The 21,836-nt window shown below is 36.9% G+C and carries 24 protein-coding genes; 4 read left to right on the forward strand and 20 right to left on the reverse strand.

What is annotated here, in order from left to right:
• Positions 1-37 precede the first annotated feature (37 nt).
• From DF947_RS06935 to DF947_RS06960, 6 genes are all read right to left on the reverse strand, one after another.
• Complete coding sequence (locus tag DF947_RS06935; RefSeq protein WP_109928970.1) at positions 38-508, reverse strand: Dps family protein; 471 nt, start codon at positions 506-508, stop codon at positions 38-40.
• An 83-nt stretch (positions 509-591) separates the two neighbouring features.
• Entirely contained in the window at positions 592-1,812 is a 1,221-nt protein-coding gene (locus tag DF947_RS06940) for a DEAD/DEAH box helicase (protein ID WP_109928971.1), read from the reverse strand.
• 568 nt (positions 1,813-2,380) lie between these two features.
• Positions 2,381-2,824, reverse strand: a complete 444-nt coding sequence (locus tag DF947_RS06945) for an Hsp20/alpha crystallin family protein (protein ID WP_109928972.1) — start codon at positions 2,822-2,824, stop codon at positions 2,381-2,383.
• Positions 2,825-2,878: 54 nt separating this feature from the next.
• Positions 2,879-3,262, reverse strand: coding sequence for a glycosyltransferase (locus DF947_RS06950; RefSeq protein WP_109928973.1), 384 nt, complete (start codon positions 3,260-3,262; stop codon positions 2,879-2,881).
• A 4-nt stretch (positions 3,263-3,266) separates the two neighbouring features.
• Positions 3,267-3,500, reverse strand: coding sequence for a hypothetical protein (locus DF947_RS06955; protein ID WP_109928974.1), 234 nt, complete (start codon positions 3,498-3,500; stop codon positions 3,267-3,269).
• A 5-nt stretch (positions 3,501-3,505) separates the two neighbouring features.
• On the reverse strand, positions 3,506-3,775 hold the full coding sequence (locus DF947_RS06960; protein WP_109928975.1) for a hypothetical protein: 270 nt from the start codon (positions 3,773-3,775) through the stop codon (positions 3,506-3,508).
• A 303-nt stretch (positions 3,776-4,078) separates the two neighbouring features.
• On the opposite strand from DF947_RS06960, the gene DF947_RS06965 reads away from it, so the two are divergent.
• Complete coding sequence (locus DF947_RS06965; protein ID WP_109928976.1) at positions 4,079-4,597, forward strand: transposase; 519 nt, start codon at positions 4,079-4,081, stop codon at positions 4,595-4,597.
• A gap of 185 nt (positions 4,598-4,782) precedes the next feature.
• Here DF947_RS06965 and DF947_RS06970 read toward each other — a convergent pair whose 3' ends face one another.
• The 5 genes from DF947_RS06970 to DF947_RS06990 all read right to left on the reverse strand — a co-directional run bounded on the left by DF947_RS06970 (position 4,783) and on the right by DF947_RS06990 (position 9,832).
• A complete protein-coding gene (locus tag DF947_RS06970) occupies positions 4,783-5,130 on the reverse strand; it encodes a hypothetical protein (protein ID WP_109928977.1) in 348 nt (115 codons plus the stop codon).
• Positions 5,131-5,141: 11 nt separating this feature from the next.
• Positions 5,142-5,693 carry an RNA polymerase sigma factor gene (locus DF947_RS06975; RefSeq protein WP_109928978.1) on the reverse strand — a complete coding sequence of 184 codons (552 nt, stop codon included), beginning with the start codon at positions 5,691-5,693 and terminating at the stop codon, positions 5,142-5,144.
• A 471-nt stretch (positions 5,694-6,164) separates the two neighbouring features.
• On the reverse strand, positions 6,165-7,100 hold the full coding sequence (locus DF947_RS06980; RefSeq protein ID WP_109928979.1) for a TolB-like translocation protein: 936 nt from the start codon (positions 7,098-7,100) through the stop codon (positions 6,165-6,167).
• 85 nt (positions 7,101-7,185) lie between these two features.
• On the reverse strand, positions 7,186-7,944 hold the full coding sequence (locus tag DF947_RS06985; RefSeq protein ID WP_109928980.1) for a DUF4197 domain-containing protein: 759 nt from the start codon (positions 7,942-7,944) through the stop codon (positions 7,186-7,188).
• Positions 7,931-9,832, reverse strand: coding sequence for a vWA domain-containing protein (locus tag DF947_RS06990; RefSeq protein WP_109928981.1), 1,902 nt, complete (start codon positions 9,830-9,832; stop codon positions 7,931-7,933). The genes DF947_RS06985 and DF947_RS06990 overlap by 14 nt, the downstream gene beginning before the upstream one ends.
• A gap of 104 nt (positions 9,833-9,936) precedes the next feature.
• Here DF947_RS06990 and DF947_RS06995 point away from each other — a divergent pair, with 104 nt between their 5' ends.
• From DF947_RS06995 to DF947_RS07005, 3 genes are all read left to right on the forward strand, one after another.
• Complete coding sequence (locus DF947_RS06995) at positions 9,937-10,515, forward strand: RNA polymerase sigma factor (protein ID WP_109928982.1); 579 nt, start codon at positions 9,937-9,939, stop codon at positions 10,513-10,515.
• Positions 10,508-12,112, forward strand: a complete 1,605-nt coding sequence (locus DF947_RS07000) for a carboxypeptidase-like regulatory domain-containing protein (protein ID WP_109928983.1) — start codon at positions 10,508-10,510, stop codon at positions 12,110-12,112. The genes DF947_RS06995 and DF947_RS07000 overlap by 8 nt, the downstream gene beginning before the upstream one ends.
• A 128-nt stretch (positions 12,113-12,240) precedes the next feature.
• Positions 12,241-12,855: an FMN-binding negative transcriptional regulator gene (locus tag DF947_RS07005; protein WP_158526239.1), complete on the forward strand. Its 615-nt coding sequence runs from the start codon at positions 12,241-12,243 to the stop codon at positions 12,853-12,855.
• A 240-nt stretch (positions 12,856-13,095) separates the two neighbouring features.
• Here the strand turns inward: DF947_RS07005 and DF947_RS07010 are convergent, their stop codons facing one another.
• The 9 genes from DF947_RS07010 to DF947_RS07050 all read right to left on the reverse strand — a co-directional run bounded on the left by DF947_RS07010 (position 13,096) and on the right by DF947_RS07050 (position 21,820).
• Positions 13,096-14,106: an inorganic phosphate transporter gene (locus DF947_RS07010; protein ID WP_109928985.1), complete on the reverse strand. Its 1,011-nt coding sequence runs from the start codon at positions 14,104-14,106 to the stop codon at positions 13,096-13,098.
• Between the two features lie 12 nt (positions 14,107-14,118).
• Entirely contained in the window at positions 14,119-14,760 is a 642-nt protein-coding gene (locus DF947_RS07015) for a DUF47 domain-containing protein (RefSeq protein ID WP_205940750.1), read from the reverse strand.
• A 461-nt stretch (positions 14,761-15,221) separates the two neighbouring features.
• Positions 15,222-16,247, reverse strand: coding sequence for a sensor histidine kinase (locus DF947_RS07020; RefSeq protein ID WP_109928987.1), 1,026 nt, complete (start codon positions 16,245-16,247; stop codon positions 15,222-15,224).
• 39 nt (positions 16,248-16,286) lie between these two features.
• Positions 16,287-17,045: a TIGR03915 family putative DNA repair protein gene (locus DF947_RS07025; RefSeq protein ID WP_109928988.1), complete on the reverse strand. Its 759-nt coding sequence runs from the start codon at positions 17,043-17,045 to the stop codon at positions 16,287-16,289.
• Positions 17,046-17,117: 72 nt separating this feature from the next.
• The gene (locus tag DF947_RS07030; RefSeq protein WP_109928989.1) at positions 17,118-18,374 is read right to left on the reverse strand and encodes a putative DNA modification/repair radical SAM protein; all 1,257 of its coding nucleotides are present in this window, start codon (positions 18,372-18,374) and stop codon (positions 17,118-17,120) included.
• Positions 18,375-18,465: 91 nt separating this feature from the next.
• Positions 18,466-19,002: a hypothetical protein gene (locus DF947_RS07035; RefSeq protein WP_146202882.1), complete on the reverse strand. Its 537-nt coding sequence runs from the start codon at positions 19,000-19,002 to the stop codon at positions 18,466-18,468.
• Between the two features lie 97 nt (positions 19,003-19,099).
• On the reverse strand, positions 19,100-19,744 hold the full coding sequence (locus tag DF947_RS07040) for an HD domain-containing protein (protein ID WP_109928991.1): 645 nt from the start codon (positions 19,742-19,744) through the stop codon (positions 19,100-19,102).
• 85 nt (positions 19,745-19,829) lie between these two features.
• Positions 19,830-20,108 carry a helix-turn-helix domain-containing protein gene (locus DF947_RS07045; protein ID WP_109928992.1) on the reverse strand — a complete coding sequence of 93 codons (279 nt, stop codon included), beginning with the start codon at positions 20,106-20,108 and terminating at the stop codon, positions 19,830-19,832.
• Between the two features lie 518 nt (positions 20,109-20,626).
• Positions 20,627-21,820, reverse strand: a complete 1,194-nt coding sequence (locus DF947_RS07050; protein ID WP_109929210.1) for a THUMP domain-containing class I SAM-dependent RNA methyltransferase — start codon at positions 21,818-21,820, stop codon at positions 20,627-20,629.
• Positions 21,821-21,836: the final 16 nt, after the last annotated feature.

Below are 21,836 nucleotides of genomic sequence, written 5' to 3' on the forward strand. Positions count from 1 at the left end.
AATTAATCCTATTGGCGTTTCAGAAAAGAAAATTATTTTATAAATGCGCCCTTAAAATCCAGGCCATTTCTTCGTGTTCTTCCATTAAACCTGTTAAGTAATCGCTGGTTCCCGCATCGCCATATTCATCGGCAATCGGATTGATGTTTCCTCTGATGAATTCGATAACGGTTTCATGGTCGGCCAATAAATCCTTAATGTAGCCAAGACTATCATTTTTTCTTTCGCTGTATTCTGTTAAATGGGTTAAAGCCAAAAAGTTTTTAAGGGTAGCAGGAGCGTAGTGTCCAATCTTGCGGATTCGCTCGGCAACGCTATCAATAAATCCCTCAAGCAAACCATACTGCTCTTCGAAAAACTTATGTTTAGATAAAAAATCAGGTCCCTCAACATTCCAGTGAGCGTTGCGGGTTTTGGTATATAAAACATATTCATCGGCCAATAATTTAGCCAATTGTTCTGAAACTGCTTGCCTGTTTTTAGCGGTAATTCCAATTTTTGCTTCCATGTTTGTTTCTATTTTTGATGTACTAAATTTACTCTTAATAGTTGTTAAACAAGAAAGCTAATATCATGTTTATGTTAAATAAATTAGCTTGTTGATTTGGGTTTTTTCTTATGCCAAACCTTTTTCTTGCCATTATTTTGATGCGGTCTTTTCTCTTCTACATGGGTAATTTCCATGGCTGAAATATGCTCGGGCAAAGTCATTTTCGGAACTTCTTTTTCAATAAGTTTCTCAATGTTATCAAACTTGCGTTTGTCTCTGCCGTTAACCAAGGTAATGGCCGTTCCTTTCGTCGAAGCTCTCGCCGTTCTCCCGATTCTGTGAACATAATCTGCAGGGTCGCCTGGAACATCGTAATTAATAACCAAATCCACACCCTCTACATCAATTCCTCGAGATAAAACATCAGTCCCGATAATGATTGGCAACCTTTTATTTTTAAAAGCCAGTAAAATATCTTCACGCTCTTTCTGACCTAAATCAGAGTGGAAAGCATCTGCTTTGATGTTTAAACCCCTAAATGTTTTGTATAAAGCTTTAACCTTTTCTTTTGTCGAGGCAAAAATAATGGCACTTTTATAGGTTCCATCTTTAAAAATATCAGTAAGCAAAGCTTGCTTTTGCTGGTCGTGGATAATATAAGCCTGTTGGTTAATTCCCTCAGCAGGTTTCGCAATAGAGATGGTAATTTGTTGCGGTTCGTGCAAAATTTTACCAGCCATCGCCCTGATTTTTGGCGCCATTGTAGCCGAAAACAAAAGCGTTTGCCGTTTCTTCGGCAGGTAGCTTATAATGCGGATAATGTCATCATAGAAACCCATATCCAACATTCTGTCGGCCTCATCTAAAATTAAATGTTGCAAATGTTCCAGCTTCAAAACACCAGAAGAAAGGTGCGCCATCAAGCGACCGGGCGTTGCAATAATTACATCAACACCATCACGCATCGAGCGTTTTTGTTGTTCGTAAGCAATGCCATCGCCACCGCCGTAAACCGCAAGCGAACTAATGTTAGTAAAATATGCAAGTGCTTCAACCTGTAAATCAATCTGTTGAGCAAGTTCGCGGGTTGGCGCTAAAATTAAAGTATTGTTGTGCCTGTCTTTCGCCCTCATTATTTTATCCATCACGGGAAGTAAATAACTGGCGGTTTTTCCTGTTCCTGTTTGAGCGCAGGCAATAAGGTCGTGATTATCTAAAATTACGGGGATGGCTTGTTCTTGTATCGGAGTAGCGCTTTTATACCCCATGGCCATCAGGCCCTCGTATAAGTCGGGGTTAAAATTAAAGTCGTTAAAATTCAATCTGTTATGTTTATGTCTTTTAGCAAAAGTACCTTAAAATACGGCGAATAGCAAACGGGAGTTTAAACTCGATATGTTAAATGATTTGGAAAGCAATGTTCGGAGCATTTTGGTTGTGATAGTCCCGCTTTTTGCTCCAATTTTTTTAAACTCCTGTCATGCTGAGGCACGAAGCATCTGTTTCATTGGTTACAGATGCTTCGTGCCTCAGCATGACAGCTTATTCGGGGTTGGTACAAACAAAAAGTATTTCCGCGACAATCGGGTTTAGATAACTCAATTCAGTGTAAGAAACTTAGGTTGCAAAGCGCAAAACCCAACTTACGAAGTTTCACTGGGTTAAGTTGTAAGAAACTTCGCCAGTCTCAAAATTCAATTCCAGAGCTTATTAAACTTCCGAAGTTCTCCCACGCTTTGGCCTTTTAAACTTCGCAAGTTAAACTTACTTTTTCCGTGTCTTCTGCGTTTCCGTGGCAAAAAACCCTTGTGCTCTTTGTGGTAAAACCAAAACCCAAAAAAGCCCCGATTGCAAAACAATCGAGGCCTCAGAAATTATAATAGACGAAACTTAGTTTACTGCAATATCTTTCGCAGGTATATTCGTTTCGGGGTTTTTAGGAAGTGTAACTTTTAAAATTCCATCAGCATATTTGGCCGATATATTTTCACTAAGTACTTTTCCGTTTAAAGCAAAAGCCCTTTCGAAAGCGCCGTTGCTGTACTCTCTTCTGCTAAATTTCTCTGCAGATTCTGCACCCTCTTTTGGTGTGTAAGAAATGGTTAAAACATCATCTTTCGTTACCACTTTCAAATCATCTTTTACCAACGCTGGTGCAAAAAGGTGAATGATGTAACTTTCATCTGTTTCTTCAATATTTGCAGGTACACGTCTGAAACCCTTTCCAAACATTTCTTCTGCATGGCGGGCAAATTTTCCGTGGTGATGACCACCAAATCTTCCGCCCCAACCTCTGTTCACTTTGCCTGAATGGCATCTATTTTCGTTATACATTTTTTTAATTTTAATTGTTGTTAATCTGTTAATTTATCGGCCTAAGCCAATATTTTAATTGGAAACGCCGTACTCCGTTTTCGGAATTCCCAATAATTGTGAGATGATGTTCGCGTACGGATAAGCAGGTGAGAAAACGGCATAATCGAATTTCAATCCTCTTATCTGCACCACGATATCATCAATAAACTTCATAGGTTCTAAAAGCGCCGTAATCAAACCTGATTTAGGTTTTTCGTTATCTTCCGTTGTATTGAAAACATCCAAATCTTTACTGTAAGCCTTAAAATCAGCACCAATACTTTCAATGGGTTGTTTAAATTCATCAGAACTGAAAAACGTTACTTGCTCGCCACGGGTAATCAACTCACTGGCCAAACTAAGATTTGGATTAACATCACTTTGTGACGGAACGCTTAAAAATAGAACTTGAGACATCAGCTTATTTATTTAATGTTGTGCTATCAATTGGTGTTATCGAAGTATCAACAGCTTTTCTGTTGTGGTGACTGAAACCATGGTTTCTGTAATGTTCGTGGTTGCAGTCGTACTCGTGATAATGCCTGTTTTTGAAATCCAATCTATCGCGATAACCGTTCTTTACGGCGAATGCGTTTAAGCTGTAAAATGTTGCTCCTGCAACAGCTAAGGCTAATAATATTCTAAATGCTTTCATGGCGATTAATAATTTACGTTAATGTTTTGAACCGGACCATTTCCCTGAACTGCTGGTTTGTACCATTGGTTATCGATTGGAACTATCGGCGAATAGTAGTTTCCAAATCCCTCAAATCTGTTCGCAAAATGGCGAGGTCTTCCGCCTCTGAAAATCATTTTGAACACAAAACCGATTATCATTACAGCGAAGATAAATTTGAATATAAATGGTATAAAGAAAGCGACTGCACCAAGTACAATCCCGAACCCTATTGATTTTAATATCTGTTTCATTTTTAATTTCTTGTTATTTTATAGGGTAGACGGAGAAGATTTATTTTTACTTTAAAAAAAATAAAAAATTGTTTTTTATATACTTCTTATCATTCATCAACTTGCGAAGTCGGGGCAGGTCAAGAGCTGGGGCAGACTTCGACAGTTAAACAAAATTTATCAAGAGATTGACCAGGTTTTCCACAATAGACTGACGAAGTTCCCCAGAACAAAACCCATCACCAACTTCGTTGGTCGACATCAATTTGCGAAGTCACGTTAATTTGTTAGATTAGAGTTCCCTATTTCGAAAAAAACAAGAAAATGAAAATAGAGGAAAACTGCTACTACCACATTTACAATAGAGGCAATAATAAGAATGAAATATTTTTTGAAGATCAAAACTACAGGTTTTTCTTATCTCAATTCGCAAAATATATTTATCCGTGCGCAGAAGTTTATGCTTATGTTTTGATGCCCAATCATTTTCATTTCTTTTTAAAAGTTACTAATCAAGTTGATTTTGAAAAAGGAATTAAGAACTTTTTTATCTCCTACTCCAAAGTAATAAATCTAAAATATGAACGCGTCGGTTCGCTATTTCAAGGAAGATACAAAAGCAAAAAGATTGATTCTGAAAGTTATTATACTCGAATTATTACCTACATTCATCAAAATCCAGTTCAGGATAACCTTGTGGCTTATATGGGACAATATAAATATTCGTCTTATCAGGCATACTTATCTAGAAGCAGAACATTAATTAAAAAAGATGAGGTATTAGGTTGGTTTGGAGGGATTGAAGGTTTTATCACCGATCATCAGCTTGCGAGATCAGATTAGGCCAAAAAAAGAATTGGCTTTGACAGTTTAACCATAAACTACTAAGAGACTGACGAAGTTCCCCGGAACAAAACCATCACCAACTTCGTAAGTCGGTATTTATGGAATTTATAAATCGCAAACTGATCAACACATTGAAAAATATAATTGCAAAGAAAAAGCCAGCTGAAAAGCTGGCTTAAAATTTATTCCTTGTTGCGATGACCCCAACCACCACATCTCCGTTTATATTCTTCCTTAAATTTCGCCCGTTCCTCCTCATTCATACTATGCCATTTCGAGCGCATACCCATTGCCTTTTCGCGGAAACGATTATTACCGCCACCACCTTTATTAAAATTACCAAAAAGCAATCGACATAAAACCAAAAGCCCGAGCGCCTGCCAGAAATTCAATCTCCCCGCATGCGTAACTTCAGGCAAAATCCAGTTCCACAAATACATTACAATAAAACCCAGTGCCGAGGCAATTAATGCCACAACAGGTAAAAAGAAAATGAATTTCTTGCCTTTACTAAACTTTCTGTTCATCATTTTCAGCTCAATTAATAGTTAATAAATTCTTGATATAAATTTTGTAAACGATTTCGCAGGTGTTTCACCGCGTAACCTTTTCTCGATATTAAAGTTTTAATGTTTTCGCCCGTTTCATCGGCAATTTCCTGAAACGTTCTGTCTTCCAATTCATTTTGAACAAAAACATAACGCTGGTTTTCGGGCAATTCTTCAAGGGCTAAAAACAGTTGGTCCCAGAAAAGTTTCTTTAAACTTTCTTCTTCAGGCGAAAAAGATTCTGCCAATAAAATCTCCCTGAAATTGATTTCCCCATCTTCATCCTCGTAGCTCAAATCTTCGATAAGCACATCTTTTTGCTTGCGATACTTATCTGTAATCTTGTTCCTCGCCACCCGGTACAACCATCCGCTAATCTGTTCGATGGTTCCTGCTTCAGGCTGATTGCTCAATTGGTACCATACATCCTGCAAAATATCTTCCGCGTCCTCATCCGTATTCACCCGCCCGCGAATGAAACTGAATAAGCGTTTACCATAATTGGCAACCGTAGAAATTATATTTTGGGGTTCGTTTGTCGGCAAAATTTTTGTTTAATAAAGCTGTAAACGGATGAAACCCAATATTACTTTAAATTTCTGAAGTTTTTTTAATGACTTATGAAGTTGGCAGTCTACGTGGGGGCTGAACTTCGTAAGTCTTTCTGCTTAATTAAGTTGGAAGCATTTTTTTTGAAAACGAAAGGCCGTAACTTTTGGCAAAATTCAGCCCTGCTTTTCATTCCAATCTTTTTTAAACTTCTGTCATTCTGAGGAACGAAGAATCTGTTTCATAGGCTCCAGATGCTTCGTGCCTCAGCATAACAGCTTATTCAGGGGTGCTACAAAAAAAAGTATTTCCATTGCAATCAGGTTTAAACAACAAAAACAGTGTAAGAAACTTGGGTTGCAAATTGCTACTCGACGCTTAGCATTCCCCTCTTGAGGGGTGCCTGAAAGGCGGGGTGGTTCTTTTTAGCAGATTGAGCAGAAGTACAGCTTCTTCACTCTTTAATCCTATTTCAACGCCCCGGTCGGGTTCGTTCCCTTATCAACCAATAATTTACTGTTACCGCTTAAATCAGAAACATAAATCTTATTTTGAATGTAAGGTTTCTCCGAACCGCTGTAAAAAATTCTGTCATCAGCAGTTACAAAAACATAAGGAACATTCATGCCTTTTGGCGAAATTCGATTTATTTTTTTGCCGGCTAAATCTAAAATGTAAACCGCTTCACTCGGACCTGTTAAACCATCCAAAACATCGGCATTGCCGGCGTTAAAAATTAATTTTTTTCCATCTTTAGTATAAAAGAAACGATTACTGCTTGCAATGGTAAAATCTTTACCAATTAAGCCGGCGATAGATTTTGTGTCTGTCAATTTTCCTGAAATGTCGAAGGTGTAAAGATTAACCAAATCCTGACCGATAAGTTCCTTTTCATTTTTCCAGGTAGGAGCATAAACATTAATTTTCGAGGCGCTATCCAACATCACATAACCCGTGTTATCGGTTTTGATAATGCCGATTTTCCAAAGATTTTTAGCGTTGAAAATGTTGAAAGCAATCGAATTTCCACCGGGCGACCAAACTGCCTGATAATAATTACCGCTATTTACCTGCAATAGCAACTGACTTTTATTTTCCATATCAGCAACCCAAATGGTTCTGTGACCTGCGGTGTCGTTAACGGTGTAAGCCAGTTTATTTCCATCAGGAGAAATGGCGGGGTCGGTTGCCCCACCAAACGAAATCTGTTTCATGGTATCGATGCTCGTTGCCACAATTTTGCTTCCATCCTGATAAGCAAGGGCGAAATTTTTATTGCTCAAAGAAACGGTATCCAAAACGGCTTTGGTAGTTTCTTCGCCGGATTTATTGTTATTACAGGAAACAATTAGCGCCACACAAGGAATTAAAAGAGAAACGATTTTACTGCTGATTTTAGTCATGTACAATTTTACAAATAGTTTTAAACAAAAAAGATTCAAGTCCTTTTGAAACCCGAATCCTCCCTTTTTATGATTTTACCAAGACTTAACTCTTTTTCTTATCGGCATAGCCAAATACTTTTTGCAATAAGGTAGAGCTACGTGAACTGAAATTGTCTCTGATTTTCAGTTCCTCTTTTGCAACTTCTAAAAACAAGCCATCAATTGCCTTTTGCGTAACGTATTCTGTTAAATTGGTATTTACGGGTTTAACTAAAGGTAAACGATTGTATTGTGTGGTTAAATCGCTGTAATATTTTGTGGCGTTTACTTTATTTAAACTTGTGGTTACAATCGGGCTAAATTTCTGCATCAGTTGCGATGTGGTTACACGTTTGAAATATTCAGTAGCAGAATCTTTGTTTCCCAAAAGGATGTTAGTGGCATCTGTAATCGTCATTTGCTTAATCGCCGAAATAAAAATAGGTTTGGCTTCAGTTGCTGCGTCTTCGGCAGCACGATTTAAGCTTACAATCACATTATCGCAGAGTTTATTCAAGCCAATACTTCTTAATGTTTTCTCTACTTTTTGCGCTTCTGGTGGCATCAAAATTTTAACGGCCAAATTTCCGAGAAATCCATCTTTAACAGATAATCTGTCTGCACCGGCAGAAACACCGATTTGTAACGCTTCCTTAATCCCCTGTCCGATCTCTAAAGTAGACGGGGTTCCGGTTGCACTTGTTGTTGATGATTTTTCAGTAATCTTTTTAAAAATGTCGCTTAGCTTTATTTGCGCTTGAACATTTAAGTTTGTAAATAATATTAATGCTAGGGATGCAGATAGAATATTAATTTTCTTCATTCATTATGAGTTTATCTTTTATGCTTAGCAAATCCTTTGCCATTAGTTTGGCCGATTTTACTAAACTTAAAAATTCTGATCGGTAACCCTCTTTATCTTTGCCTTTTGCGTTTTCGGCCAAAGTAATTACCTGCTCAAAGGTAGCATTTTGTTTGAAGGAAGACTTCCTCAATATCATTCCGAATTCTGCAACGGCGGCAGCAAATCTAAAATTGTCGCTTGTAGCATTAAAACCCAGCGCATTATCAATAATTCCTTTAGTTAGGAGTTTGCTTTTATTACCGCTTGGTTCTTTGTACCGAAGCTTAACTGTTAGTATCTCATCAGAATGATCAGATTTTGATTGGTTTGTTTTCTGATATTTCAAATCATCAACCGAATCTGATAAATCATCTTTTATACCAACCGGAATAATTTCATAAAGCGCAGTAACCGTATGGCCCGATCCAATTTCACCAGCATCTTTTTTATCATCATTAAAGTCTTCTTTGTTTAATAAACGATTTTCATATCCAATTAAACGGTAAGACTGCACTTTTGATGGATTAAACTCTATCTGCAATTTAACATCTTTTGCAACGGTAAACAAAGTTCCTCCAAACTCATTTACCAATACTTTTCTGGCTTCTGTTAAATTATCAATATAAGCGTAATTTCCGTTTCCCTTATCGGCAAGGATTTCCATTTTGCTGTCTTTATAATTTCCCATTCCATACCCCAGAACAGTTAAGAATATACCGGTTTTCCTTTTCTCCTCAATTAATTTTTGCATCTCCACATCGTTGCTCGCACCTACATTAAAATCGCCATCAGTTGCTAAAATTACCCGGTTATTCCCGCCCTTAACAAAGTTTTCGCTCGCAATTTTATAAGCAAGTTCAATTCCTTGGCCACCCGCTGTAGAGCCACCCGCACTTAATTTATCCAGTGCCTCCTTAATTCTTGTTTTTTCATCGCCACTGGTCGCTGGCAAAACAACGCCAGAATTACCAGCATAAACTACAATTGCAACTTTATCTTTTGCTCTCAATTGATCTGTTAACAACTTAAATGAAGAAACGAGTAAGGGCAGTTTGTTTGGGTCGTTCATTGATCCAGAAACATCTATCAAGAATACTAGGTTAGATGCAGGTAAATTAACAGTAGGAATTGTTTTTGCCTGTAAGCCAATTTGAACCAGTTTGTGTTTATTGTTCCATGGGGCAGGTGCAATTTCTGTTACAATATTTACAGGATCGTTTCCTTTGGGTTGCTCGTAGCTATAATCAAAATAATTAATCATTTCTTCTATTCTCACTGCATCAACTGGCGGAAGATTTCCACCATTAATAAACCTTCTTATGTTTGTGTACGAAGCCACGTCAACATCTATAGAAAAGGTAGAAAGGGGATCATTCTTAGCTTTGTGAAAAGTATTTTCGTTAATGGCAGCGTAACTTTCATCATTGCGGACAACATTCGATTTTGACCTATTTACAGAAACTCCGGCAACTCTACCCTGCAAAGGAGAAGCTGCGTTTACGGTTGAAACCGATCCAGTCATAGTCACCTTTTTTTGTACGCCGTAACCAGCTACTATAACTTCAGAAAGCGACTTGGAATCTGGAATTAGATGAATAGAAATTTTGTTGCTTTTACCGATTTTAACAAGCTGACTAACGTAGCCAATATATGAAACCCTTAGTTCGGTGTCTTTATCCGTTATGGTAATGCTAAATTCTCCTTTAATATTGGTGGCAACAACCTGCTTACTATTGTTGGTTGCAATTGCCGCTCCAGGCAATGCATCAGTGCCGTCTGTAACAATTCCTGTAATTATTCGGGTTGTGGCCGGTTTAAAACTTACCAATAAAACTAAGGCAATTAAGGATAAAAGTAACTTTTTCATAATCTCTAATTTTTAAGGATGATGTAGTTACCCGACGTTTTCCATATCGATACTCAAAAATATTTTTTATACTTGAAAGATATTTGTCATAGCTACCCAATTTTTTGAAGTTTATAAAAAACACAGCTGGAAATAACCAGAAAGAAGATGCAGAACTTATTGCCGAGTACAAAAATACGGGCGATTTAGATGCGTTGGGCACGCTGTACAACAAATATATGCACCTGGTTTTTGGGGTTTGTTTAAATTACTTTAAAGATGAAGAGCTGAGTAAGGATGCCGTGATGCAAATTTTCGAGGAATTGGTTACTAAACTTAAAATTCACGAAGTGCAAAATTTTAAAAGTTGGTTGCACGTATTAACTCGAAACCATTGTTTAATGGCATTAAGAAAATCTGCGAAGCAAAATAACGTTTCAATAGACGATACCTTTGTGGAAAACAGTGAATTTGTGCATCTAGATATTGATAACACAAAAGAAACGCAGCTTACCATAATGGAAAAGTGCATGGAAACATTGCCCGAAGAACAGCGGAAAAGCGTAGATTTATTTTATTTGCAAGAAAAATGCTATAAAGAAGTAGCCGATTTAACAGGCTATGATATGCTTAAAGTAAAAAGCTACATCCAAAATGGTAAGCGGAATTTAAAGATTTGTATAGAGAAAAATAGTAGTGAATAACGATTGGTTAGATATTGATGTGCTGGAAGATTACCTAGACGGTAAGCTTGACGCTAAAGCTATGCACTTTGTTGAGCGCCAGGCTTTGGAAGATCCTTTCGTCGCTGAAGCTTTAGAAGGTCTGCGCCAATCGCCAAAACGTAAGGAGAATATCTCTATTCTTCAAAAACAGTTATATCAGCGCATTGCAAGTCAGCCGATTAAGCGCAGAATGTGGGGCATTACTACGCAAAGGTTAAGCATTGCAGCCACTGCAACAGTCGCTTTTATTGCGGTTAGTATCCTGTTTTTTATGCGAGAAACCAATCGTAAAAATGCAGAAATCGCTCAGCGTAGAGCCAAAGGCGTAATTGTAAATTTAGATACCAACACAACAATTGCTTCTAATAAACCTTATCTAAATGATACATCCTTAAAGGCGAATAAAAGTGTCCAGCCTACTTTAATTGATAAAGCACTTGCTGATGCTAAAACTGGCGATTTAGCTAAAAACACTAAATCCATTCCTCCAGCTAACAAAGCGGAGTTTAAGGGAAGCAGTTATGCACAGAATAGATCTGCAGAAGCAGAAATCACCAGAACTGAAGTCGCTCCAATAGTAATGCAGAAGGCAGAAGTTGCAGCTGCACCTGCTTTTTTAGCGCCGGCAAAGGAAAATAAAGTAGTTAGTGGGAGAGTAATTTCTGAAGTTGATGGACAGCCATTACCCGGAGCCAGTATTAAAGTTGCAGGTTTAAATAAAGTGGCTACGGCTGATAAAGACGGGTTTTTTAGTCTTGCGATTGATAGTACCAAAGCAAAAAATCTTTCGGTTAGTTATCTTGGTTACGAGAACACAATTGCTTCGATAGATAATAAAAAAACCTTAAAAATTGCACTTAAGGAAGATCAAAATTCTTTAAATGAAGTTGTAACAGTCGGCTATGCGAAAGCTAAAAATAATGCCATAACTTCTGCTCCTGCAATCGCCTCGAATAAAATAGTTTACAGTGGTAATGTTGTTGCTCAGGATGGAGCGCCTGTAAAAGGTGCCGTTGTTAAAGTAGCTGGAAGTAAGGCCACAACCACAACCGATGCCAATGGAGCATTTTCTTTACCAGTTGATAGCAATTTCAAAAACAAAGATATTTTGGTCAAAGCTGATGGCTATAGCGATGTTGCACTTTCTGCTGCTTCAGATCCGAACCGGATTAGAATGGCCCTTACCGGAGATAAATCCATCAATGATATTGCGATGATCATGGGGTCGAATGGCCGGAAAAAGGAAAATATCCCTGCTCCAAAAATTGTGCTAAAGGCAGTTGAAAACCTTGATGGAAAATCTGCTGGCGAGGCCACAAAACCTATTCCAGTTTCTACAATTAACTATGAACAGTATTTGGAAAACAACAATAAATTGTTCAACCCTAAAGGCCCAGCGCAATATGTTAGAATTGGCTTTAGAGTTAAAAAGAATGGCCGTCCAACGGATTTTAAAATTGTTAAAAGCCTAAATAAACTGGCTGATGCTGAAGCAAAAAGATTAATTGAAACTGGCCCAGACTGGGTTTTGCCAAAAAAAGGAACAGATAGGGTTGAAATGAACGTGAAATTCTAACTCCTTAATTCACTCAAAATACATTTATAAATATTTGTTGCCAAATTGCATCCATCTAATAGATTAGATGCTCTGATTTTTTAATTTAAGCTAAGATGCTTGGGCTGCAGAATAAATTATTTCCGAACATGTACAAACTCCCACACTATACAGCAGATAACCAAGAAGATCTTCTTGAATTTATGCATAACAATACTTTTATAACCTTGGTTGGCTTTGATGGCGAATTCCCCGTTGCTACTCAAGTACCCGTTAAAACCATTGTAGATGGTGAAACTATAAAGCTAATTGGCCACATCATGACCAAGACTGATCATTGTAAAGCTTTTGAACATAATCCAAATGTAATGGCCATTTTCACAGGTCCACATGCTTACATTAGTGCGTCTGTTTACGAACATCCGGCATCTGCCTCTACATGGAATTATAAAACGGTTCAGGCAAAGGGAATAATTAGGTTATTATCTTCTGAAGAAACCTATCATGTGATTAGAGATTTGACAAATAAGTACGAAGATCCGGAAACGAGTCCCGCTGCATTTAATAAAATGGATGAGGCGTATATTCAAAAACATTTAAAAGCGATAACAGGATTCGAGATTTTGGTTACACAGCTGGATCACGTATTTAAAATGAGTCAGAACCATTCTGCTAAAAACAAAGAAAGTATAATTGAACATTTAGAGAAAACCAATGATGTTTTAGCGCAAGAAGTAGCAAAAGAGATGAAACGTAATTTGTGATATTACAATTGAGTATTTTTACCATGCTCATAGATGATGATTAATAGAAGATAATTAAGTGCATAACATGAACAGCCGTGATTGCGAGGTACGAAGCAATCCTACTACAATAGTTTATAGCGAGCGCATTAAGATTGCTTCGTACCTCGCAATAACGAAGAGGCTATACAGGTCCATATTAAACAAAAAAGACTAAAGCATCTGCTTTAGTCTTCCGAGTATATTTAAAGGATTTTGTTTTTACTTGAAATAATAAATGGCGGCATAAATAATAGCAGCCAAGGTTGCTGAAACTGGAATGGTTAAAATCCAAGCCCAGATTAAGTTGATGGTTACGCCCCAACGCACAGCCGATACACTTTTTACAACACCCACACCTACAATTGAACCTGTGATGGTGTGTGTAGTAGAAACAGGAATTCCAAAATGTTCGGTAATCCCTAAGGTAATGGCACCAGCACCCTCTGCCGCAACACCCTCTAGAGCGGTTACTTTGGTAATTTTTGATCCCATTGTTTTTACAATTTTCCAGCCACCGCTCATGGTACCTAGAGATATTGCCGAATAACAAGCTACTGGAACCCACCAAGGCATAGCCTCAAAATTTGGAATAACCTTGGCAGCAATTAGTGCTGTTGCAATAATTCCCATTACTTTTTGGGCATCATTACCACCGTGGAAGAAACTCAAAGCTGCTGATGAAATTAACTGCAATCTTTTGAACCATTTCTCAGCCGTTGCTGGCTTTGCGTTTCGGCAGATATTAATAATGATCAACGTTAACACAACAGAGATGACCAAACCTATTATTGGCGCTAGTACAATAAAAGAAATAATTTTGATGACATAACCCATGTTTACGGCATCTAGCGGACTAGCTCCCGTAATCAAGGCATAAGTCATACCTGCACCTGCAAAGCCACCAATTAAGGTGTGCGATGAGCTGGAAGGAATTCCGTACCACCACGTTAAGAGGTTCCAAATAATTGCCGCAATTAAACCAGCAAGAATTACCTCTAATGTAATATAATGTTCTATAACTGTTTTGGCTACCGTGTTAGCCACTTTATGATCGGTAAAATAAAAGTAAGCCGCAAAATTAAAAAGGGCAGCCCACAAAACCGCCTGAAAAGGCGTAAGTACTTTTGTAGAAACAACCGTTGCAATCGAGTTAGCGGCATCGTGGAAGCCGTTAATGTAATCGAAAGCAATGGCCAGAATTACAACAACAACCAATAAGGTAGTTACCATGTTTGTGTTTTATTAAGCGTTTTTAACAAGGATAGTTTCAAGCACATTTGCTACATCTTCACACTTATCTGTCGCTTTTTCTATCGTTTGTAAAACCTCTTTATGTTTAATTAATTCAATCGCATTTGTTTCATATTCAAACAAACGGGCAACCGCTAAAGTGAAAACGTAATCAGCCTGATTTTCTCCGCTGTTAATGCGAATACAAGCATCAGCAATAACACGGATGTTTTTGAAACTGCGCAATTCTTTAATGGCTTTATCAATATCGGTACACATTTCTACCAAAAGCTCTGCAATTTTAACAATCGGCTCACTAATCGAGTTCATGTTGTACATCTGCATGCGGTTGGCAGTACCATAAATATAATCGGCTACATCATCAACGGCGGTAGCCAATTGGTGGATGTCTTCCCTATCAAACGGTGTAATGAAGTTCCTGCTCAACTCAAGAAAAATCGAGTGTGTAATGTCATCCCCAACGTGCTCTAGGCGCTCAATTTCTTTGAAAATTGTTTTTCTGTTTTCTGCATCGCCAGTGCTAACCATCTCTAAAAGCGTTTCTGCAATTTTTAATGCATTGCTGCCAGCTTGCTCAAATAGGGGATGAAACTTTCTATCTTGAGGGGTAAAGAACTTAAAAATATTGTTCATGTTAATTTTTAATATGTTGCAAAGCTACAAGCCCAATGTTAAGTTAATGTTAAGTTCTAAATTATATTAAGTGTTTTATAGCCATTCTGGTCATTTCAACATCTTTTTTATGTTATTGATTATGAATGATTAAGATTTGGAAACCAAAGGCAGTGGTGCTTCTGAAACGACAGTCCCGCTAAACGCTATAGCCCTCATTAAAAAAATTTGGGGTTGCCGCTTATATCGGGTTTAAGAACGGAGTTGGATCCTAGAATAAACACATCGTCATTCTGAGGTACGAAGCACTCTTTATACATAGTTTATCGCTACCGTTGTAAGATTGCTTCGTGCCTCGCAATGACGATTGTATGGAATTATGAGCTTATATTTTTCTTAAATGTCTTATATGATTAAGCCCTGACCTAACTTTGTGTGCACTGTGACTGTCTCTGTGTATTCTGGGGAAAAAACCTCAACAATTACCCGCTTTTTTGCAGCGTAAAAGCAAACGTAGTTCCAATTCCAGGCGTGCTGCGAACCGAAATTGTTTGTTGATGAGCTTCTAAAATATGTTTCACAATCGCCAAGCCTAACCCTGTTCCACCTACTTCTCTCGCTCTGTGATTATCTATTCTATAGAAACGTTCAAATAACCTAAATAAATGTTTTTCTTCTATGCCTATGCCATTGTCCGTAACTTCTATCAAGAATTGATCGTGCAGTTCGAAAATCTTAATTGCAGTTTCACCACCATTAATGCCATATTTAATGCTGTTGACCATTAAATTAATTAATACCTGACGGATTTTTTCGCGATCGGCCATAACAGCTGTTACAGCAGTATATTTATCTTTAAAAAACAGTTTAATATTTTTGGCCTTTGCTCTGTCTTCCAAATTATCCATAACTTCCTTTGCCAAAGAAACAAAATCGAATTTTTGGTAATTTATTGGCGCCTCGCCTGTTTCTAGTTTGGCAATGGCATCCAAATCGTTAATTAAATAACTTAAACGCTCTACATTGCTTTCTGCCTTTTTTAAAAATTTCAAGGCCATTTCCGGGTCATCAACTAAACAATCTTGCAGGGTTTCTACGTAGCCTTGTATGGCAAAAAGAGGCGTTTTAAATTCGTGCGAAACATTTGAAAGAAATTCTCTTCTAAATTGTTCCTGTTTTTTAAGCAAATCGATTTCCTTTTTCTTAGCGCCTGCCCATTCTTTTACTTCTTGTTCCACATCGTTAATCGGGTCAGAACTTACGTATTCTCCAAGCGCATCTTTTAAATCCTTGCCCAATTTAAGGTTGTGGATTAGCTTATAAATCAGCTTAATTTTTGTATATATGTACTTTTCCAGTAGATAATAAAAAACCAAAAAACTACTTAAAAAAGAAACCCCGAATGAAATGGCAAGATAATACCAGCTGTGCTGAAAATAAAAGTTCACCATCCCGATAGATAGGCCAACCGCGAGAGCGGTAAATAAAACCAGCACGCTTAATTTCATGTTGCAATTTAAAGCTTTTTATGTTAATGGAATGTTAACTCAAAGCTTTTCGGTTAAATATTTCCAATATCTCCTTGGTACGTGCTGTACATGTAATTTGGTGTTTTTGCGGGCTACAATGTTGGCGCTTTTAAAATAATCCTTCCATAAAACGGCGTAAAGTTCTTCTTTTGCATCCATTAAAACTGCAGCGGGTTTTTGTTTATTTACGCCTTCCGTAAAACTAATTGTAATTTCCTCAACGGTATTTAAGTTATAGTGCAAACCATATTTTCGCTTTAAATCGTAAATAATCCATTGTTGATCGGCATAACGATTTTTAAAATGATTGGAAATTAATGGCAAAACATTAAAATCTGGATCTATGCCAGTATAAAAAATCCCATCTGCTGTATGCTGAAAACGAATGAAGGCTTCCATTCTGTGCTTTTCTCTTTCTACACTTTTGGCATATTTGGCCAATGCAATAACGTGCTCGTTCCCGTAATTACTTTCTGCGCCTTTTTCATTTTGAAAAATATAGGTGGTAAACTGAAAAAGATGGTTAAAAGCTTCGGGGATTTCTGATAAATAACTGCAGTAAAACTTTCGGAGCCAATCTTTCTTTAACTTTTTCTGCAATCCAGCCCAAACCCGATCTGCTTTTTCAGAATTGGTGGTTACGGTAAAACATTCGGCAAAAGCTTCTGGTTGAAAAATTTCGATCGATTTAAGCGTAACTTTTCCTGGCTTACGTTCAAACCATTCGAACACAGCAGTTAAAAGTCCGGGTAAAGAGCCATCGAAAATATAAGTCATTACAGTTTAATTTCAAAGATTAAAATGTGTCAGCCAATTGAATGTTGTAGTGCGGTTTTTATTTATATGTATCTAAAACAAAATCATTTGATTACTATCTGTCTTTAAATATTTACTCTGGCTTTCGGCCATTATAAAGGCCTTTATCTGAGTTCCTTGATAATCTTTTAATTGATAAGGACTATCTGCACAGGTAATAAAATGCTTTGCACGATTATAGGAAACTCCAATTTTTTTCAATTGATCGATTCTGAGTTTTCCAAATTTTCTGGCCTGAACGATTTTTTGAGCCGACATTACTCCGATTCCTGGGATACGTAAAATCATTCTATAATCAGCCTTGTTAATATCAACTGGGAAGTGTTGCATATTCCGAATGGCCCAACTTAATTTTGGGTCGATATCTACATCTAAATTTGGATTGGCATCGTTTAAAAGCTCCTGAACTTTAAAGCCGTAAAACCGCATCAACCAATCGGTTTGATATAATCTGTTTTCTCTCAATAATGGAGGTTGCGTCCCTAAAATAGGCATTCTGCTATCGTTACTTATGGGTACATAACCAGAATAATAAACACGCTTTAATGCGAAATTTTTATAAAATGCATTTGCCGTGTACATAATATCCTTATCGCTTTCTGGCGTGGCACCAATTACCATTTGGGTGCTTTGGCCTGCAGGAACAAATTTTGGAACGTGTTTAATCAATTTTTTATCTTCAGCAAACTGAACTATGTTTTGCTGAACAAAGCCCAAAGGTTTAATCACATCTGCATGGCTTTTTTCTGGTGCTAAAAGTTTTAATCCGGCTTCAGTAGGCATTTCCAAATTAATACTCATTCTATCGGCATAAAGCCCGGCCTCTTTTATCAATTCATCACTAGCGCCCGGAATCATTTTTAAATGGATATAACCATTGTAACGTTGTTCTAATCGAAGTTTTTTACATACCAAAAGAAGTCGTTCCATGGTAAAGTCGGCATTTTTAAATATTCCTGAGCTTAAAAACAATCCTTCAATATAATTGCGGCGATAAAAGTTCATGGTCAACTCTACCACTTCATCAACCGTAAAAGCTGCACGTTTTACATCATTGCTCTTTCTTGAAACACAAAAAAGGCAGTCGTAAATGCAGTGATTGGTTAATAAAATCTTCAGTAAGGAAACGCATCGGCCGTCTTCCGTATAGGTATGGCAGATGCCAGAGGTATGACTATTACCTACACCTTTATTATCATTTTTACGGGTACCGCCACTAGATGAACAAGAAACATCGTATTTAGCAGCATCGGCAAGAATATTTAATTTTTCACGAATTCGATCAGACATAGCCAAGTAGATTTGCTAACAAAAATAGCAAAAATATAGCTAACAAAATTAGTAAGGCTTGGTAAATAACATTCGTTTTTGGAATAAAATATTAGGCATTTGCCCACGAGTTGGAAACATATTCCTGATTATCAAACTTCGGAAGTTTTTGCAAATTATATGTTTCTTGGAAATATCGAAGCTCAGTATAAAATTTTTCAGCTTGTTCTTCCCCACGATTTAATGCATTGAAATTGGCTTTAAAAGATGGAGTTTTAAAAGCAATTTGGTAATAGTAGCTTCCGTTTCGTCCATCGAATTTTTCTGTAATGTGATTTACATTTTCCCAATCTGCAAAAAAATATTTTTGTTTATAAAAGAGACTCGATTTGTTTATCTCGAGGTTTACTCCTCTTTCATCAATATTAACAGAACATTTTACAATGAGTTGTGTATTAATCATCCAAAAGGATAAGGCAATCATAATTCCAATAGACGAACAGACTAAGGTTAACATTGCCCATTCGGGTAAAGACTGTGGCAAAATGGATAAGAAAGCAAACATTATCCCCGCACAAATAACAGGAAAAACAATCATAGAAATTAGCAACAGACTGTTCTTGTGGTACTTAAGTTGGTAAGATTGCATGGGATGTAGATTTACCACTAATTTACGGGCAATAAAAATTAAATCAAATACCTATAAATCGGTATTCTGAAAATTTAAAGTTAGCCGTGATTTAGCTTTAATTTCCTTCCCATTCTTTATAGAAATGATCGAGGTATTGAAGCATAAAATTATGTCTTTCAGTCGCTATAATTTTTCCAGCTTCGGTATTCATCATATCTTTAAGCAATAAAAGCTTTTCGTAAAAATGATTGATGGTTGGTGCCGTTGTATTCTTATAACTTTCTTTGGTAAGGTGTTGTTGGGGTTTAATGGCCGGATCGTAAAGCACTCTGTTTTTAAAGCCTCCATAGGTAAAAGCCCTAGCAATGCCTATTGCGCCTATAGCATCTAATCTATCCGCATCCTGAACAATTTGCATTTCTTTTGAGGTAAAGCCTGCACCATCAAAACTGTTTTTGAACGACATATTTTGAATAATGAGCTTAACATGGGCAATGACTTCATTATCGACGGAGATCGATTTTAAAAAATCCTCAGCTACTTTTGGGCCCAGTTCTTCATCTCCGTTATTAAACTTTGGATCGGCAATATCATGTAATAAGGCAGCAAAAATTACAACATGTTCGTTGCCTTTTTCCTTTTCGTTTATGTTTAGGGCAGTTTTATAAACACGTTCAATGTGAAACCAATCGTGGCCGGCTTCGGCATTTTCTAATGTTTTTTTAACAAAGGCAATGGTGCTTGTAATAGAATTTTGCATAACTTTTTCTCTCGGCCCAAAGGTATTCGAAAATCCTTCAGGCCAAAAAAAATGTTAATACTTTAATAAGATTTTAAGCAATTTGTTATCCAACTGCTACAGATTTATCATCTGGAGAGATAATCTTAATTAAATCGGTGTGGTCAAGTGTCAATAAATGAGTCACTTCAACTTCTAAAATAGATGCGATTTGAAATAAACGTTCTATAGTTAACTTGCTATAACCAAGTTCTATTTTACTATAGGCATTTTGAGAAATCTTTAATTTTGCTGCAAGGTAATCTTGAGTGTAATCTCTATATTCTCTAATTTTTCTAATATTTCCCGCAACATTCTTCGTCTTTAAAGCAAATAGATCTTCCATAGGGATAGGATATTTTTTTTTAATATATGTTTTTCTCTATTATAAACGAAACTAAGTGGCAATTGGATTTCTACAAATTTTCTTTTATGCATTAATAGGCACACGCGTGAACGCACTACTTCGATTCTTAGTACATACAATTTAACAACCAAATTGTTTAATCTATTCTGTTTAGTTGTTCTAAATCAGCATTTTATAAAAACCTATTGGCTGTAGAAGCCGTTCTTATAATAGTTGCGAGCAATTGCAGTAAATAAAAAGAAGTAGCCGAAAACCTCAAACAGATTTGGGCAATATTAAATTAGAAAACGTTATGAATTTTTCAAGAGCTGTAGGAATAGTTAAGCCTGCAAGCCATTCCAAAAAATGAATGAAGCGATTAATAAAAAAACATTGAGTCTGCGCTAAAGATTAATATAAACCCCAGACATCTTCAAATTCATCTTTTTCGAAGTGTTTAACCACTCTATAAAATTCCATAATAAATTACGTTAGAGGATGTAAATAAGGTTAGGTTTTTATAGGCTTTCTGGTTGGCTTTCGGATTGAGGAAGTCGGCGAGAACCATCATACAATTCATATTCCAACATTCTGCAATCTAATTTGCCATTATAAAACTCGATTTTTTTAGAAGCCTTTAAGCCGATTTTTTTAGCTAAATCAGGGTTTCCGGTAAAAATATAGCCAGTATATCCTTTGCATTTGCTTTTCATAAAATCGCCCATTCGCTTATAGGTAAGTTCCAGTTTGCTATGAACACCTAAACGCTCACCATATTCTGGATTAAAAACCACAACACCTTTAGCATCTTCAGGAACTGGAGTAAGCTCAAAATCGCAAACTTCAAATTCTATAATGGTATCAACACCCGCGGTTTTTGCATTTCTTCGGGTTACCTCAACAGCGTCTTCAGAAATATCGGAAGCGATAATTTTTAAATCAACATTTTTAATAACCTGATCTTTCAAAATTCTCCGCTCGGCAAAAAATGCTTCCTCATCATAACCTAAAATATGCATAAATGCATAATTCATTCGGTATAAACCAGGCGCACGATTGGTTGCAATTAAAGCGGCTTCGATTGCCAAAGTTCCAGAACCGCACATTGGATTAATAAAAGGTGATTTCTTATCCCATTGAGTAGCATAAATTACACCTGAAGCCAAGGCTTCTAACATGGGCGCCTTTCCTGGAATTTTACGGTAACCATGTTTAGCTAAGGTTTCGCCAGATGTATCTAGAAAAATATCGGCTTCAGCATCTTTCCAATATAAGTGTACTACAGCTTTATTCGCATCAGAACCAGAATTGGGGCGAATGCCTTTTTTTTCTTTCATCCGATCTACAATGGCATCCTTTACCTTTAAATTGGCAAAAAGTGGCGTAGTGATATTAGGATTATCCACATTAGAGGTTACAGAGAAATAACCTGCAAAATCGATCAATTCTTCCCATTCAATTTCCTTTACCTCATTGTATAAATCATCGGGCGTAACGGCCTTAAAACTTTTTAATGCATATAAAATCTGACTGGCACAACGCAAGTTCAAATTAAGCTTGATACACTCTGTAAGGGTAATATTTAGCTCAACCCCAGTTTGAAATGCCCTTTCGATTGTATAACCTAGCGCTGTAACTTCAGCTTGTAAATATGGAGAAAGGCGCTTGTTGCAGGTAATAATTACCTTGCTTTTATTGTGGAAAACTTGCATCATAATATATGCGAAG

This window comes from Pedobacter paludis (genome assembly GCF_003173575.1).
Taxonomy (GTDB): domain Bacteria; phylum Bacteroidota; class Bacteroidia; order Sphingobacteriales; family Sphingobacteriaceae; genus Pedobacter; species Pedobacter paludis.

What these genes read in the sequence shown, in the direction of transcription:
- DF947_RS07050 (WP_109929210.1), bottom strand. Translation starts at nt 21,820, where the DNA reads ATGCAAGTTTTCCACAATAAAAGCAAGGTAATTATTACCTGCAACAAG.
- DF947_RS06950 (WP_109928973.1), bottom strand. Translation starts at nt 3,262, where the DNA reads ATGTCTCAAGTTCTATTTTTAAGCGTTCCGTCACAAAGTGATGTTAAT.
- DF947_RS06955 (WP_109928974.1), bottom strand. Translation starts at nt 3,500, where the DNA reads ATGAAAGCATTTAGAATATTATTAGCCTTAGCTGTTGCAGGAGCAACA.
- DF947_RS06970 (WP_109928977.1), bottom strand. Translation starts at nt 5,130, where the DNA reads ATGATGAACAGAAAGTTTAGTAAAGGCAAGAAATTCATTTTCTTTTTA.
- DF947_RS07035 (WP_146202882.1), bottom strand. Translation starts at nt 19,002, where the DNA reads ATGCAATCTTACCAACTTAAGTACCACAAGAACAGTCTGTTGCTAATT.
- DF947_RS06935 (WP_109928970.1), bottom strand. Translation starts at nt 508, where the DNA reads ATGGAAGCAAAAATTGGAATTACCGCTAAAAACAGGCAAGCAGTTTCA.
- DF947_RS07040 (WP_109928991.1), bottom strand. Translation starts at nt 19,744, where the DNA reads ATGCAAAATTCTATTACAAGCACCATTGCCTTTGTTAAAAAAACATTA.
- DF947_RS06990 (WP_109928981.1), bottom strand. Translation starts at nt 9,832, where the DNA reads ATGAAAAAGTTACTTTTATCCTTAATTGCCTTAGTTTTATTGGTAAGT.
- DF947_RS07010 (WP_109928985.1), bottom strand. Translation starts at nt 14,106, where the DNA reads ATGGTAACTACCTTATTGGTTGTTGTTGTAATTCTGGCCATTGCTTTC.
- DF947_RS07045 (WP_109928992.1), bottom strand. Translation starts at nt 20,108, where the DNA reads ATGGAAGATCTATTTGCTTTAAAGACGAAGAATGTTGCGGGAAATATT.
- DF947_RS06945 (WP_109928972.1), bottom strand. Translation starts at nt 2,824, where the DNA reads ATGTATAACGAAAATAGATGCCATTCAGGCAAAGTGAACAGAGGTTGG.
- DF947_RS06960 (WP_109928975.1), bottom strand. Translation starts at nt 3,775, where the DNA reads ATGAAACAGATATTAAAATCAATAGGGTTCGGGATTGTACTTGGTGCA.
- DF947_RS07015 (WP_205940750.1), bottom strand. Translation starts at nt 14,760, where the DNA reads ATGAACAATATTTTTAAGTTCTTTACCCCTCAAGATAGAAAGTTTCAT.
- DF947_RS06965 (WP_109928976.1), top strand. Translation starts at nt 4,079, where the DNA reads ATGAAAATAGAGGAAAACTGCTACTACCACATTTACAATAGAGGCAAT.
- DF947_RS07025 (WP_109928988.1), bottom strand. Translation starts at nt 17,045, where the DNA reads ATGACTTATATTTTCGATGGCTCTTTACCCGGACTTTTAACTGCTGTG.
- DF947_RS06985 (WP_109928980.1), bottom strand. Translation starts at nt 7,944, where the DNA reads ATGAAGAAAATTAATATTCTATCTGCATCCCTAGCATTAATATTATTT.
- DF947_RS07005 (WP_158526239.1), top strand. Translation starts at nt 12,241, where the DNA reads ATGTACAAACTCCCACACTATACAGCAGATAACCAAGAAGATCTTCTT.
- DF947_RS06980 (WP_109928979.1), bottom strand. Translation starts at nt 7,100, where the DNA reads ATGACTAAAATCAGCAGTAAAATCGTTTCTCTTTTAATTCCTTGTGTG.
- DF947_RS07020 (WP_109928987.1), bottom strand. Translation starts at nt 16,247, where the DNA reads ATGAAATTAAGCGTGCTGGTTTTATTTACCGCTCTCGCGGTTGGCCTA.
- DF947_RS07030 (WP_109928989.1), bottom strand. Translation starts at nt 18,374, where the DNA reads ATGTCTGATCGAATTCGTGAAAAATTAAATATTCTTGCCGATGCTGCT.